The 14,035-nt window shown below is 31.8% G+C and carries 15 protein-coding genes, 1 pseudogene and 1 riboswitch; of the genes and pseudogenes, 6 read left to right on the forward strand and 10 right to left on the reverse strand.

Features of this window, described 5'->3' with window-relative positions; all coding sequences use genetic code 11:
- Nucleotides 1-272 precede the first annotated feature (272 nt).
- The 4 genes and pseudogenes from RYL55_RS06840 to RYL55_RS08475 all read left to right on the forward strand — a co-directional run bounded on the left by RYL55_RS06840 (nucleotide 273) and on the right by RYL55_RS08475 (nucleotide 1,987).
- Nucleotides 273-716: a hypothetical protein gene (locus tag RYL55_RS06840; RefSeq protein ID WP_315008212.1), complete on the forward strand. Its 444-nt coding sequence runs from the start codon at nucleotides 273-275 to the stop codon at nucleotides 714-716.
- A 14-nt stretch (nucleotides 717-730) separates the two neighbouring features.
- The gene (locus RYL55_RS06845; protein ID WP_315008213.1) at nucleotides 731-1,174 is read left to right on the forward strand and encodes a hypothetical protein; all 444 of its coding nucleotides are present in this window, start codon (nucleotides 731-733) and stop codon (nucleotides 1,172-1,174) included.
- Nucleotides 1,175-1,343: 169 nt separating this feature from the next.
- Nucleotides 1,344-1,675 (forward strand): annotated as a pseudogene (locus tag RYL55_RS06850) (type IV secretory system conjugative DNA transfer family protein); the annotation flags it as partial.
- A 207-nt stretch (nucleotides 1,676-1,882) separates the two neighbouring features.
- Nucleotides 1,883-1,987, forward strand: a complete 105-nt coding sequence (locus RYL55_RS08475; RefSeq protein ID WP_399545746.1) for a putative holin-like toxin — start codon at nucleotides 1,883-1,885, stop codon at nucleotides 1,985-1,987.
- A 234-nt stretch (nucleotides 1,988-2,221) separates the two neighbouring features.
- Here RYL55_RS08475 and RYL55_RS06855 read toward each other — a convergent pair whose 3' ends face one another.
- Nucleotides 2,222-2,884: a TenA family protein gene (locus tag RYL55_RS06855; RefSeq protein WP_315008214.1), complete on the reverse strand. Its 663-nt coding sequence runs from the start codon at nucleotides 2,882-2,884 to the stop codon at nucleotides 2,222-2,224.
- A 144-nt stretch (nucleotides 2,885-3,028) separates the two neighbouring features.
- Nucleotides 3,029-3,119, reverse strand: a riboswitch (TPP riboswitch).
- A gap of 221 nt (nucleotides 3,120-3,340) precedes the next feature.
- Between RYL55_RS06855 and RYL55_RS06860 the strand changes: the two genes are divergently transcribed.
- Nucleotides 3,341-3,988, forward strand: a complete 648-nt coding sequence (locus RYL55_RS06860; RefSeq protein WP_315008215.1) for an SAP domain-containing protein — start codon at nucleotides 3,341-3,343, stop codon at nucleotides 3,986-3,988.
- Between the two features lie 46 nt (nucleotides 3,989-4,034).
- On the opposite strand, the gene tadA is transcribed toward RYL55_RS06860, so the two are convergent.
- The 6 genes from tadA to fba all read right to left on the reverse strand — a co-directional run bounded on the left by tadA (nucleotide 4,035) and on the right by fba (nucleotide 10,500).
- Entirely contained in the window at nucleotides 4,035-4,547 is a 513-nt protein-coding gene (gene tadA / locus RYL55_RS06865; RefSeq protein WP_315008223.1) for a tRNA adenosine(34) deaminase TadA, read from the reverse strand.
- A 7-nt stretch (nucleotides 4,548-4,554) separates the two neighbouring features.
- Nucleotides 4,555-5,652: an AI-2E family transporter gene (locus RYL55_RS06870; protein WP_315008216.1), complete on the reverse strand. Its 1,098-nt coding sequence runs from the start codon at nucleotides 5,650-5,652 to the stop codon at nucleotides 4,555-4,557.
- Complete coding sequence (locus RYL55_RS06875; protein WP_315008217.1) at nucleotides 5,652-6,122, reverse strand: low molecular weight protein-tyrosine-phosphatase; 471 nt, start codon at nucleotides 6,120-6,122, stop codon at nucleotides 5,652-5,654. The genes RYL55_RS06870 and RYL55_RS06875 overlap by 1 nt, the downstream gene beginning before the upstream one ends.
- Before the next feature lie 125 nt (nucleotides 6,123-6,247).
- Nucleotides 6,248-8,056 (reverse strand): glutamine--fructose-6-phosphate transaminase (isomerizing), encoded by a 1,809-nt coding sequence (gene glmS / locus RYL55_RS06880; protein ID WP_315008218.1) that lies wholly within the window; start codon nucleotides 8,054-8,056, stop codon nucleotides 6,248-6,250.
- A gap of 448 nt (nucleotides 8,057-8,504) precedes the next feature.
- A complete protein-coding gene (locus RYL55_RS06885) occupies nucleotides 8,505-9,509 on the reverse strand; it encodes a hypothetical protein (protein ID WP_315008219.1) in 1,005 nt (334 codons plus the stop codon).
- A gap of 133 nt (nucleotides 9,510-9,642) precedes the next feature.
- Nucleotides 9,643-10,500, reverse strand: coding sequence for a class II fructose-1,6-bisphosphate aldolase (gene fba / locus RYL55_RS06890; RefSeq protein ID WP_314111965.1), 858 nt, complete (start codon nucleotides 10,498-10,500; stop codon nucleotides 9,643-9,645).
- A 237-nt stretch (nucleotides 10,501-10,737) separates the two neighbouring features.
- On the opposite strand from fba, the gene RYL55_RS06895 reads away from it, so the two are divergent.
- The gene (locus RYL55_RS06895; RefSeq protein WP_315008220.1) at nucleotides 10,738-11,991 is read left to right on the forward strand and encodes a CapA family protein; all 1,254 of its coding nucleotides are present in this window, start codon (nucleotides 10,738-10,740) and stop codon (nucleotides 11,989-11,991) included.
- 170 nt (nucleotides 11,992-12,161) lie between these two features.
- On the opposite strand, the gene dltD is transcribed toward RYL55_RS06895, so the two are convergent.
- The 3 genes from dltD to RYL55_RS06910 form a co-directional block, all read right to left on the reverse strand.
- On the reverse strand, nucleotides 12,162-13,331 hold the full coding sequence (dltD, locus tag RYL55_RS06900; RefSeq protein WP_315008221.1) for a D-alanyl-lipoteichoic acid biosynthesis protein DltD: 1,170 nt from the start codon (nucleotides 13,329-13,331) through the stop codon (nucleotides 12,162-12,164).
- Nucleotides 13,331-13,567, reverse strand: a complete 237-nt coding sequence (dltC, locus tag RYL55_RS06905; RefSeq protein ID WP_227932385.1) for a D-alanine--poly(phosphoribitol) ligase subunit DltC — start codon at nucleotides 13,565-13,567, stop codon at nucleotides 13,331-13,333. The genes dltD and dltC overlap by 1 nt, the downstream gene beginning before the upstream one ends.
- 15 nt (nucleotides 13,568-13,582) lie before the next feature.
- Nucleotides 13,583-14,035: MBOAT family O-acyltransferase (locus RYL55_RS06910; RefSeq protein WP_315008222.1), on the reverse strand; the 453-nt coding region annotated here is incomplete at its 5' end.

The raw sequence follows: 14,035 nt of genomic DNA on the forward strand, positions 1-14,035 counted from the left end.
CATTGGTTCTCTTTTTTTTATTCTTTTTTGTCACAAATGTATGATACCCTAACAGCAAAGAAAATAGTTTTCACGCGTAAAGTTTCAAAGTAACTTCTAGTTAAGTATCAAAACTAGAAGTTACTTTGAAACTTTACGTGAATAAATATTGCGTGCATGGTGAAAAATTAAGATTGATATTTTGTATACAAAGATATATAATTTATACGTAATATTGTTTTTAAAATTAGATATACGTTAGTATCATTATTGTACTTTAAGGACGGTTAATTTTGGAGAAAATATATAGAAGAAGCCTAGTTGCGGTTATTTATAATTTAATAATAATGATTTTTGGAGCACTTGTTGCATTTTTAATTTCCGGAGTAATTGGAGGATATAAAGTTGCAATTATTATATCTTCTATCATCATTATTTTGGTTGTAATAAGTATATTTAGGCAATTGAGAACTAAAATAATTATAAATGGAAATCTTTTATCGATAAACGATGGGAAAAAGGAATTTAACTATAATCTAAATGAAGTTCATATTTCTTCAGAACAAAGAAACAATGACTCGTTTTTCTTATATCTTTATACAGAAGATGGTAATAAGGAAATGTTTGATTTATCTTCGCTAGGAAAAAGAAAATATAATGAACTTATTGAAGATTTAGGAGTGGTTGGAGTAAAAAGCAAAACAATTAAATTAAATGATGTTAATAAAAATAATTAAAAAGGAGAATGAAAATGGAGAAATATTTAGAAGCATTTTTTTCAATGGGAGTATATGCCTATGTTGTAATTGCAATTTTTATATTAGCGGCTGTTTTTTCGTTTGTGTCAAGTAAAATGAACAAAAATGCCTTGAATAAATGGTTAGCTGCACATCCTAATGCGGTGAAAATTGAGCTTTCTTCCGGAAATAATGTAATCACTCAAAAACAATTATATGCTAGAGTAATTAGTGGTGAAGCTGCTATTTTTAATGAAAAAGCAAAATATATAGTTTGTGCAGATCCAGGAGATATTGTTTTAGAAGTAACTTACACATATACTAGACCTGGAGTGTTACATAAAAGCGTTACTACAACATGGGGACCTGCAAAAGTGGAGCTTAATGTTGAAAGAGGAAAAGACTATTTACTAAGTTTTGATAAGAAAGAAGAGCAATTTAAGTTATCTAGTAAATAATTATTTGATTGACTTGAGTTGAAGGAATAGCTATCGTTCAAAAATTTTGTATTCAAGATAGTTATCATTTAATATTATGTATCGGTTTAATTAACAGCAAATCAAACAGGTTTGCTGTTTTTTGTTGTTCAAAATAAGGCGTTAATAAATGTGAAAAGGTACTTGACAAAACGCTTCATGGGGAACGACAAAAGATATTCAGCCGTATGTGGATGAAAAGTTCCAAAATAATATCTTGCTTACTCAAACTGAGCGATTAACAATAAATGGAAGACCGGCAAATCCAAAGTATGCAAGAAATAAAAATGTACTTGTTATAGGTGATTCTGGTTCAGAAAAAACGAGATTTTATGTAAAGCCGAACCTAATGCAAATGCACTCTTCATATTGTGTTACAGATCCTAAGGGAACGATAGTCGTTGAATGTGGCAAGATGCTGAAGAAAATGGCTATGAGATAAAAATCTTAAATACCATCAACTTCAAAAAGAGTGTCAAACACAAGTGATAATGTCTCAATGAAACACAAATAAAAATAATCAAAAGAATATTATTATAACAACATGATTTTTTACACATTTCACTGTTATTTTCATTTCGTTTATGGTACACTCTCCGCGTAGAAAGTTTTAAAGCGGTGGCAATCTCTTATAAAGGTAGGTGATGCTTATGAGCATCTATTCCAAATCTATCGAAGGGAGGTTGTATTTTGTCAGTCTATGAAACTTTGACATTAGTGTGCTCTTTTGCGACTTTACTAGTTGCATTAGTATCACTTATTGTCAAATTAATAGATATAAAAACAAAAAAATAACACCGCACAAAACTTGGGTATAGTTTGCGGTGTTATTAAAACACTATAAACAAGCCACCGTCTTTTTAACGGGCTACATCAGAGTCGAGTTCCAGCTCGGCTCTTTTTACATCTTCATTATACCAAAAACAAAACGAATTGCAAATTTCGGAAATCCAAGTTTCCTCTTGTGTGTCAAACACAAGTAAAAACGTTCCATTAAAATCAATATTCTATTTAATGTACTATAAACAACTAACCTTCATACCCAATCTCAAAAAATGCTAATTCTAAAGCTACCGCACGATTCCAACGTTCTTGCAATGCTGAAATAGTTACTTTAACCTTACAAATTCTATTCAACTCATCAACAAGAAACTGAACCCATTCTTCAAAAAATTCTCCTCTATGAAGATGAATCCACTCCAGATGAACATATTTCTCTGGAAGAGGTAATTCCTTAGAGCCCCAATCTAAATATAAACCTTCTGCAATGACTAACATCACTAAAAGCTGAGCATAATCAGATGAATCTACTGCTGAATACATTAGTTTTTGAAACTCTTTTGTCACAGGATGTAACGTTACTTCTAAATATTCATTTTCTGCCACTCCTAATTCTTTAAATGCTTTTTGAAAATATCCATCTTCATCTGCTTCTAAAAATCCTAATTGTTTTGCAAATCGTAATTTTGCTTCAAGCGTGTCAGCATGTGCCACACAAGCCCCTAGCATAGATAAAAAAGCATCAAAAAAATGATAGTCTTGAATCAAATATTTTATTAGCACTTCATCCTCAATCGTTCCTTCAAAAAGCTCCTGTACAAAACGATGATTGACTGCAGCTTGCCAATCTTTCTGACTATTTTTTAGCAATTCTTCCACAGCATTTCCCGTTTTAAAAGCATATTTCCCCATATATAACCATTCCTTTCCTATTCCATATTTTGTCTAGAGGAAAAAAATCCTCTTTCATTTACCAAATGATGAGGTAAACAAAAGAGGATATTAGATGATCATTCAAATATAAGTCTTTTCCTTAATCTATCCTATGGATTAGACATAATTAGCGAATCATTTCCCTTCGACAGTACGAACTGCATCAGGTTCAATGGGTATCATCTCAGCCTTAAAGGCACCCCAAATGTTCTCTCATTTCTTTCGAAACCAGTATAACAATACAGGGATTTAATGTAAAGTTTTTGATTTTTGAATTTGTAAAACCTTTATAATACTTCTTCATATTTCTACTCCCACTTAAAATTCTCCAAATAAAAAGTTGTCATTTGTTCAAATCGTTTAATGAGCTAAAATGTACAATTTTACTCATTACATTTATAATAATGAATAAGTAAATGATTTTAGGAGAACATTATGAAAGAAAAAAGACCTGATTTTAAAGATATCCATTCATTTGAAGATTTTAATCTCTACTATTGGTACCGAGAAGAACTATCACAAATTTGCAAATCCCTTGGATTAGAGTATAGAGGTACGAAGCAAGAATTGAATGAGATCATTCATCAATATTTTTTAGGAAATAAAGTAGACAAAAGAGTGAACAAAAGAAAGACAAAACAAGTCGAAGATATTACTTTGAATACTCCATTACTTCATTGTGCTTTTTCTTTCAACCAAAAATTTCGTGATTATTTTTCAGCTGTAACAGGTATTAGTCCGTTTAAATTTAATGCTGATATGGCAACAGCATGGCGAAAAGTAAAAAAAGATAAAGATATAACATTCACGATTCAAGATATGATTAAAATATATTATGGTGAATCAGATTATGCAAAATATGATAGCTCAGCTTGTCAATGGAATCAGTTTCTAAAAGATTTTTGCTCAGATGAATGTAGCAAATTTTATTTAAATAAGTTAAAAGTTGCATCTATTCTTTGGAAAGAAGTTAAAAATTCGACAAATGAAAAAATTTATTCTAGAGAACTTTTAAACAAATATGAACATAAAGTAATGGAATACCGTAAGGAAATAGATCCCAGTTTATCGAATTCACTATAATAGAATAATTCATTACAAGAGAGAGGTAACAAAAACGATGAATATCCTAAAGGCATTCATCGTTTTCTAATTTCTTTTGTTCTTTTCGTCTTTTATTTCGTTCTCTTAATCCTTTAAAGAAGGCTTTTAAAATTTGCTGGCACTCTTCTTCTAACACGCCGTGTTCGACTTCTACTTGATGATTAAACCGTTCATCTTGTAATAAATTCATAAATGTTCCTGCTGTTCCGGCCTTTGGATCAAAAGCTCCAAATGTTACTTTTTTCAAACGTGACAAAATCATGGCTCCACTACACATTGGGCATGGTTCTAATGTTACAAATAATTCGCAATCTTCTAAACGCCAACTTCCTAGAACTTGATTCGCTTGTCTGATTGCTTTAATTTCAGCATGCAAAGTTGCATCTTGTTCTTTCTCACGCAAATTATGTCCACGTCCAATAATTTCACCATTTAGCACTACAACTGCGCCAATCGGAACCTCTTCTTTATCGTATGCTTTTTGTGCTTCCTTTAAAGCTTCCCTCATGAACATTTCTTTTTCCTTTTGTTCGATGATTCTCACCTCATTTATCCAAAAGTTTCAACGTTTCTTCTCGTTTAATGACTAGTTCCTTTACAAGATGATAGATGACTGCACACAATGGTGTGAAGAAAATTAATCCTAGAATTCCGAATAAATTTCCACCAATTAAAGCCGCTGCTAATGTTAACACAGTTGGTAACCCAATCGAATTTCCTACTACACGAGGATAAATAAAATTCCCCTCAATTAACTGTAATCCATAGAAGACACCAATTGAAATTAACGCTTGAATTGGGCTTACTGTAAAAATGAAAATAGCCCCTAACATACAAGCTGAAAATGGACCGATATATGGAATAAACGACAACACTCCTGCCAATACACCAGTAATTGCTGCATAAGGCAATTGAAATACACTGTAAGTAACAAAGACTAAGGAACCAATAATCATCGATTCAATTAATTGGCCCATTAAAAATTTATCATAAGTTTCAAGTGTAATTCTCCCAATATACTGAAGAAACTCATATCGATTTTCAGGAAGAATTACCTTTAATAATCGATTGATTAAATATTGGAGTTGTTCTTTACTCCCTAAAATATTTAACATTAAAAATACTGCCATTAAAATCGTAAATACATTAGAGAAAATGCCCGTCACATTAGAAGTAAATCCTCCTAAAAAGGAAACGATACTAGAAACAATATTACTTTGGTTAATAAAACTAGTAATTCGTTCTACATCTGCTGCTTGTAACCAACCTGAATGCTGAATCCAATTCACACAAAAATCTATTAAGTAATTAAAACTTTCTCCTATCTGTACGATAGTTCTTGCTAATGTTGGTACAACAATCCATGATACTGCTGCTACAATTGCCATAAAAATCAATAATACCCCTAAAATAGCAATGCTTCTTCTAAAAGACGCTGGGATTTTCATTTTTTTTAACTGATTTTCCATATGTTTCATAGGTACATTAAAAATAAACGCCATCAATAATCCAAAAACAATCGGAGATAGCATTCCTAAAAAAGTATTCACTCCTGCGTATAAATACCTAATATTTAATACGAAAAATAAACTCGTCGCAGCTACTGCAATTAATATTAATTGTTGTTTAAAATTTTTCTCCATTACTTGTCTCCATCTTTCTCTAGTTTCTCTTGAATTTCTTTCATTAAAGCTTCACATCCTAAACAAACATCTTGATATGTTTGTTCAAAATCTCCTGTATACCACGGATCTGCAATATCTCGCTTGCTTCCTGCAAAACTTAATAATGACGCAATTTTGGCAGTAGTCTTCCCTTGCATCATCCGCTTAATATTCATCATATTTTCCGAATCCATTCCAATGATGTAATCCGCATCTGCATCTACAGAGGATAATTGTCTAGAATACATTCCTTCTGTAGAAATTCCAACTTTTGCTAATTGTTTTCTAGTACCAGAGTGAACAGGATTCCCTTGTTCCCAAGAACTTGTTGCTGCAGAATCAATGATGACATGTTGTTCCAATCCTTTATCTTTTACCATTTGTCTAAACACGGCTTCTGCCATTGGTGAACGGCAAATATTTCCTAAACATACAAATACAACTTTCATCTACAACTCTCCTTTTCTCTTTCTGTCAGTATATCATATTTTAGAAAAATCGTCCTTTTAATTCCATAACAAAAAGCACACGAAAGACATTTTCGTTGTCTTTCGTGTGCTACATATTCATATCATTATTCTACTGTTACAGATTTTGCTAAGTTTCTTGGTTTATCAACGTCTAATCCTTTACCAAGAGATGTGTAATAAGCAATTAATTGTGTTACAACAACACTTAAAATTGGTGCTAATTCCATTTGTACTTTTGGTAATACGATATCGTCTCCGTCACGTTCGCTTCCTTCCATGGCAATCACCATTGTTTTAGCTCCACGTGCTTTCACTTCTTCGATATTTCCTCTTGTATGGCTTGCAACTACTGGTTCACTTAATAGAGCAATTACAGGTGTACCTTCTTCGATTAAGGCAATTGTACCATGTTTTAATTCTCCAGCAGCGAAACTTTCCGTTTGTACATATGAAATTTCTTTTAATTTCAATGCTGCTTCCATTGCTACATAATAATCTAAATGACGACCAATATAAAAGGCATTCGCTGTATCTAGTAAGTTTTGATCCACTAATTCTTTTACAACAGATTTTTCATCTAATACACCTTCGATGGCTGAAGCAATAACGGCTAATTCATGACTCATATCAAATGTTTGAGGACGTCCTTTTGTGCGACGTAATACTTCTGCTAATACAGCCATTACTGTAATTTGTGCTGTATAAGCTTTTGTTGAAGCTACCGCAATTTCTGGACCTGCATGAAGTAATAATGTATGAGTTGCTTCACGCGATAATGTTGAACCTTTAACATTTGTAATGGTTAATGAAGGATATCCTTTTTCATTCACTTTTACTAATGCTTGACGACTATCTGCTGTTTCTCCACTTTGTGTTAAGAAAATGAAAAATGGTTTTTCAGATAAAATTGGTTGATGGTAAGCAAATTCACTTGCTAAAAATACTTCAACAGGAATTCCTGCTAATTGTTCTAATAAATATTTTCCAATCCATCCAGCATGGTAACTTGTCCCACAAGCTACAACGTAAACACGATCACTTTGTCCGATTTCTTCTAATAATTCACTAGGAACTTCTAATTCACCAGATTCATTCGTATATTCTTTAATAATACGACGTAAAACTGCAGGTTGTTCATCCATTTCTTTTAACATGTAATGAGGATAAGCACCTTTTTCGATATCATCTGCATCTAATTCTGCTTTAAATGGTGCACGTTCCACTGCTTTTCCATCAATTGTTTCAATTTCCACTTTGTCTTTTGTAATGGTAATTAATTCTTCATCTTTAATTTCTAGATAAGTATCCGTTTGAGAAATAGTTGCCATAGCATCTGAACAAATAACATTGAATCCATTTCCTACTCCAACTAATAATGGACTTTTATGTTTTGCGGCATATAATACTCCTGGAGCTTGTTCATCTAATAAACCGAATGCAAATGATCCACGAATTTCTTTTAACGCACGACGGAAAGCTTCTTTACCAGATAAACCTTCTTTCTCTGCAAAATATTCTACTAAGTTCACTGCAACTTCTGTATCTGTTTGAGATTGGAAGTTTACATGTGATAAATAAGTTTCTTTTAATTCAGAGAAGTTTTCGATTACCCCATTGTGAACTAATGTAAAGCGTCCATTTTGAGAACGATGTGGATGAGCATTATTTTCAGTTGCTGGTCCATGAGTTGCCCAACGAGTATGCCCAATCCCTGCAAAAGCTGGAATTTCTTCATCTACTGCATCACGTAAGTTCGCAATACGTCCTACTTTTTTTACTAATTGTGTTGTACCATCAGCATCTGCGAAAAATAACCCTGCTGAATCATATCCACGATATTCTAATTTTTCTAATCCATCTAAAATGACCGTTTGAATACGGTTATCTCCAATACATCCTACAATTCCACACATATATATAGTCTCCTTTACTGAAGGGGTTCCCTTCACAAAAATTTTTCAATGTTTCTGGTGCATGCAAAAATTTTGTATCCCCACAGAGATTTTTGTATATTGCTGTAGACTGCACTGCCTTGAGTCACCCGCCGAATATTTCGATAAACTCAATCCTCGTCACTTATTATTTAGTATTAATAAGCCTGGCGCTATCCTATGTTGCTACCTTTCTTAGCAATTTATTTTCAGAAACATGACTAATCATACACGATTTTGTACTTATTTGTCAAAACTCTCGAATTTTATATTTAATTTTATATATTTTTGCGCAAAAATGCCATAAGTCACTCATTAGTAACTTATGGCCTTAATTACTTACGAAAATCACTAGCTAATTGATAATTTCCCTTCAACCACCAATTGTCTCTTTCATATTCTTATATACAAGTATGAGGAAATTTTACTGTTAGAACTCCGCAAGAATATTGTAATTCTCCTCTAACCATTGTTCGTCATTGACATGTCTCTTACTTGCGAACATTCCTATTGATAATTCATAGGGATCATCAGAATTTTTATATTTCACTCGTAAATAATATTCTACAATTCCTTTATAACTCTTCTTAAACTTACGAATACCACGAATTTTATCCAATGATTCCACATAAAATTCATCAGCATGAATAATAATATACCCTTTATAAACTAATAGAGCAAAATCCTTTGAAACATACTCGGCATTTTCCACTAAAAGATTCATATGCCCTTGAACTTCTGGAAACAGTTCGAATAATTCTTGATAATTCTTATAATTATGATAAATAATTTTTCCAGATGCTACTAAAAATCCTAATCCCACAATTAGAATAATTAAACTTTTTCCTATTTCAATCCATAAATCAATCTCATCAAATTCATCAAAATAGATGTCTGTTTTTAGGAATGATACCTGATAGATATCACCTAAATTTGTATCATTTTTCGCTTCTCTTTCTTTTTTCTTCGCTAAATTACTTTGTTGAAAAACAGCTTCAAAGTCCTGCTGCATTTCCGGAGAAATCTTTACAATTTTTCTTCCTCTTCTTCCTTTTTTAATTTCAGGAATAACTCTTATTTTTAATAAAAATAATTTATTATCAAATGGTCTTACTTTTGACAGTTTGCTAGCTTCTTCTGCAATTTCGTCTAATTTAGCATTCCCTGATTTTAACATATGATAACCTAATTCATCTTCGATGATATAAAAGACTTTTTGTTCATTTGGTAATTCTACTTTTTCGATATCATAAATTCGAACCACTTGAACCTTTTCTAATTCCTTTTCACTAAAAGGTTGATTAATATACATGTCTTCAATTGGTTCAGTATAACTAACAACATTTTTTAGCAAAAAGAATGATATGAATATTGTGAACAAACTAATGAGCAAATACAATCTTGCCCCTTTTGTGACCCTTTTTTTAACTTTCATTTCTATCTCCCTTTTATAGTAAAATTTCATTTCATTTAGCAACAGTTTACTCTAAACTCTATAAAAATACTACTTTTTTCGAACAAAAAAGACGAGATTTCTCTCGCCTTTCGAATTTCATCATTGATTTAGATTAAGCTTTACCAGTTGAACCAAAGATATCCATTGTTTCTTTAGTTACTTTAACGATTGCATCAAAACCAGGTTTGATAACTTTACGTGGGTCATAAACTTCAGCATCTGCATTTAATTTAGCACGTACTGCTGCAGTCCATTGTTGTTGTAATTCAGTGTTAACATTGATTTTAGCATGTCCACGTTCGATTGCTTTTTTGATTTGATATTCTGGAATACCTGATCCACCGTGTAATACTAATGGAGCACCAGTAGCTTCAGAAATAGCTAACATTTCATCAAATCCTAATACAGGTTCACCTGCATAAGTTCCGTGAACTGAACCTAATGCTGCTGCTAATGCGTCAATATTAGCTTCTTTTACCATACGTTCACATTCGTGTAAGTCAGCGTATTGAATTCCTCCTGTAACGCCATCTTCAGTACCACCTACAGTACCTACTTCAGCTTCTACAGAAGCGCCTTTAGCATGTGCATATGCAACAACTTCTTTAGTTAATTCGATGTTTTCATCAATTGGATAATGAGAGTGGTCAAACATTACTGAGCTGAAACCAGCATCAATATATTTTTTACAAACATCAACTGATGAACCATGGTCTAAGTGTAATGCAACTGGAACTGTGATATCCATAGTTTCTAATAATGCATTTACCATAGCTGCAACTACTAATGGGCCACCCATATATTTACCAGCACCTTCAGATACTCCTAAGATGATTGGTGATTTTGCTTCTTGAGCAGCAGTTAGAACAGCTTGTGTCCATTCTAAGTTATTGATGTTGAATTGACCTACGGCATATTTGCCTTCTTTAGCTTTGTTCAACATTTCTGTCATACTTACTAAACGACTCATTTAAAATTTCCTCCTTATACTAGAAAACTAGTATTTATTTGTACGTAGCTATTATACCTTAATTTCTCTTTATTGGCTAGCTATTTACGCTTAGTTATGAAATTATTTCATATAATATTTGTTTTCATTACACTTTCATTTTTTCATCATAGATTTAATAATTCCTTTTAAATTCCGCTAGTAGTTTCCATAAAATTGCTTTATAATAAGGATAATTCATGTATTGGGAGGTATTCTATGAATCAACGTCAAAACAGTGCACATCATAAACGTGCTTTAAAAGAAGCTCGAATGGCAAAACTATTATTCACTTTTATTGCATTAGCATCTATTGCTATTGTTATCTTTATTTTAAATATTCCATCCATTATTCAAAACGAGAATCAATCACTCACTAAAAATAACTCCTCTAATGAAACTAGTAAAGTAGAATCATCCGATCATCACTCGATTCAAACTGCTCGTATTACAGCTAGTGGAGATATGCTCTATCATGACATTGTTTACGGTAGTGCTTTCGATGGACAAACTTATGATTTCAAAAATGATTATGAACAAATTACGCCATTAGTTTCTTCTGCTGATTTAGCATTAGGTGACTTTGAAGGAACGATTAATCCAGACCGTCCTTTAGCAGGATATCCAATTTTTAATGCCCCTGAAGAAGTCATTCAAAGTATTAAAGACGCAGGATATGACGTTTTAGATTTAGCTCATAACCATATTTTAGATACAGGAATTAGTGGATTAAAATATACTGCTACAGCTTTTCGTAAAGCAGGGTTAGATATTTTTGGAGTGAAAGTAGATCCAAACGAAGGAATTTTGGTCAAAGAAGTCAATGGAATTAAAGTAGCTATTTTAGGTTTCTCATATGGGTTTAACGGAATTGAAGCTAGCATTTCCCAAGAAGATTACGACAATCATTTATATGATTTAAATATGGATAAGGTCAAACAACAAATTGAAAAAGCAGAAGAAATTGCAGACTTCACAATTATAATGCCACAAATGGGAGTGGAATATAAATTATCTCCAACGGATGCTCAAGTAGAAACTTATCATAAAATGATTGAATGGGGAGCAGATGTTATCTTTGGAGGTCACCCTCATGTTGCCGAACCAACTGAAACTATTGAAAAAGATGGACAAAAGAAATTTATTATTTATTCAATGGGGAATTTATTATCCAACCAACGTGTGGAAACATTAGACAATATTTGGACTGAACGTGGTGTCATTATGGATATTACAATCCAAAAAGAAGGAAATCAAACTACCTTAACTAGTGTTCAAGCACATCCAACTTGGGTATCACGTACTCCAATTAACCGTACATTCCAAGGATATCAAGCTTATGATTATCAAGTATTTCTAGCAGAAGATTATATTTCAGGTGGAAAATATGCGAATAAGGTAGATGAAACAACCCGCCAACGAATTGAAAAAGCTTATTATGAAATGCTAGAACTATTAAATATAAAATTCTAAACAAAAGTTCCACACAACTTTACACGTCGTGTGGAACTTTTCATTTCTATTAAAAAGCGCTATAGACAAATTCTTCGATATTTGAAAAATCTGCATGAATTAAGTATAACCCTAGCATGACAAACAAAACATAGAAAGCCATTGTCCATAATAATAATTGATGTTTTTCGCTAATTTTTTTGATAAAATTTAAGCATTTCTTCAGCAACTTCAGGCCATCCTTTCCATCCAGGGTGAACCGTATCGTACATATAATAAGGTTCATATTCCTTTGAAGTTAGATCCATAATTTTATATCCAAATGATTCTGTGATTTCTGTTATTTTTTTAGCATAAACCGCACGTTGTTCTGGACCAATTCCAATATAATCATACCATTTACCATTAATTGGGAAATTGACAACTTCGACTTCTAATCCCATCTCTTTTGCCATTTGTAAAACTAAAGCATAGTCATCATACTCTGTAGAAATATCATATTTATATTTAGCTGCAGAATTTTTCAACTTTTCAAGTCTGTTTTGAATTTCAGCTGCATAATATCTCTTTTCAATCCCAAAATCATTACCTTCAGTTCGTACCTTAGCATCATTTAAATATTTATTTTGAAGCTCTTTCCAATCATAATTAGGAGTAACCGGTCCACTTGAAGGAATTGGCGTTACATTACCTGTAAAATAGAAACTAATTTTATTATTTAAAGCAAATTTTTCTACATCCATTTTAATGAGCCAATCATCTACAAATGTTCCTTTATGATCTACTAAACGACGTTTATATCGCTCAAAAGTTTCATGAACATTTTTATTATCTTTTGATAATTCTAACACTCTTTTCATAAATTTTTCCTTTGTTTCTTTTGAAATTTTAGGATTGATTAAAGTGTAATAGACATGTTCATTTGAAACACGACTTAAAAAGGCTTTTGGATTCATTCCATATTGATCGAACCAAATAAAGGATTCACTAAGAATAAATTTTTGCTTTGGAAAATTATTCCCTAAAGAGCCTAACATGGAAGCTTGAATAATATTTTGGAAATTCCCTCCACCAATTGCCATAATATGAAAATCATCATAATTAAACAATTGCTTAATATGAAAAGGATGTTCACTCACTTTTCCTAATTCTGATGACCCTAGTACTACTAATGTTTTATCATCAATATTATCTTTTAAAATATCTCTACCTTTATATTTTGTAAACTCAAAATTATAACGAATACTATTATCACTCACATGATAATAATTCGCTAATTTTTGATTAATAACATGAAGGTATAATGCAAGTGTTAATAGCGCAAGTACAAATGCTATTCCAAATGCTTGAATTTTTTTCATTATTGATTCACCCTTGTTTCAATATAGTGAATAATTTTATTAGGCGTATCAATTTCCTCATAAGTTACTTCTGTAGGAGCCACTTCAATTCCAAACTCTTCCATTCGAACTAATAATTCAACGAAAGCTAATGAATCCATTAATCCTTCTTCTTTTAAATTAATATCACGTTCTTCATAAATAACATCATCTTCGCAAATTTCTTCAATAATTGACAATACCTTTTCTTCTAACATACTAATCTCTCCTTATTATTTCGACATTAATTTTATAATAAATTCATATGGCTTTTCAGAGAAAATTAACAAGCCCATCATAATTAAATGCATCGTTACAAACCAACTAACAACTTTATATGCTGTTTTTTGTTTATATTTTTTATAAAACTTAGATTTCTTCTGATACCATTCAAAAGAAGCCATTAAAATACCATGGTAAACTCCATAAATAATATAACTCCATGAAAGCCCATGCCAAAATCCCATAAAAACCATATTTATCATATATGCAAACATAGCAGTAGATAAACGAGTTTTAAACCATTTATGTCTCATTGATTTCATCACAATTCTTGAGAAAATAAAATCTCTCAACCATATAGATAATGAAATATGCCAACGATTCCAGAAATCTTTAATATCGATACTTAAAAATGGTTTATTAAAGTTCATAGGAGTTTGAATCCCCATAATATTACTTACACC

This window comes from uncultured Granulicatella sp., assembly GCF_963515615.1.
GTDB lineage: Bacteria > Bacillota > Bacilli > Lactobacillales > Aerococcaceae > Granulicatella.

What these genes read in the sequence shown, in the direction of transcription:
- RYL55_RS06845 (WP_315008213.1), top strand. Translation starts at nt 731, where the DNA reads ATGGAGAAATATTTAGAAGCATTTTTTTCAATGGGAGTATATGCCTAT.
- RYL55_RS06855 (WP_315008214.1), bottom strand. Translation starts at nt 2,884, where the DNA reads ATGGGGAAATATGCTTTTAAAACGGGAAATGCTGTGGAAGAATTGCTA.
- RYL55_RS06860 (WP_315008215.1), top strand. Translation starts at nt 3,341, where the DNA reads ATGAAAGAAAAAAGACCTGATTTTAAAGATATCCATTCATTTGAAGAT.
- RYL55_RS06870 (WP_315008216.1), bottom strand. Translation starts at nt 5,652, where the DNA reads ATGGAGAAAAATTTTAAACAACAATTAATATTAATTGCAGTAGCTGCG.
- RYL55_RS06875 (WP_315008217.1), bottom strand. Translation starts at nt 6,122, where the DNA reads ATGAAAGTTGTATTTGTATGTTTAGGAAATATTTGCCGTTCACCAATG.
- glmS (WP_315008218.1), bottom strand. Translation starts at nt 8,056, where the DNA reads ATGTGTGGAATTGTAGGATGTATTGGAGATAACCGTATTCAAACGGTC.
- RYL55_RS06885 (WP_315008219.1), bottom strand. Translation starts at nt 9,509, where the DNA reads ATGAAAGTTAAAAAAAGGGTCACAAAAGGGGCAAGATTGTATTTGCTC.
- fba (WP_314111965.1), bottom strand. Translation starts at nt 10,500, where the DNA reads ATGAGTCGTTTAGTAAGTATGACAGAAATGTTGAACAAAGCTAAAGAA.
- RYL55_RS06895 (WP_315008220.1), top strand. Translation starts at nt 10,738, where the DNA reads ATGAATCAACGTCAAAACAGTGCACATCATAAACGTGCTTTAAAAGAA.
- dltD (WP_315008221.1), bottom strand. Translation starts at nt 13,331, where the DNA reads ATGAAAAAAATTCAAGCATTTGGAATAGCATTTGTACTTGCGCTATTA.
- dltC (WP_227932385.1), bottom strand. Translation starts at nt 13,567, where the DNA reads ATGTTAGAAGAAAAGGTATTGTCAATTATTGAAGAAATTTGCGAAGAT.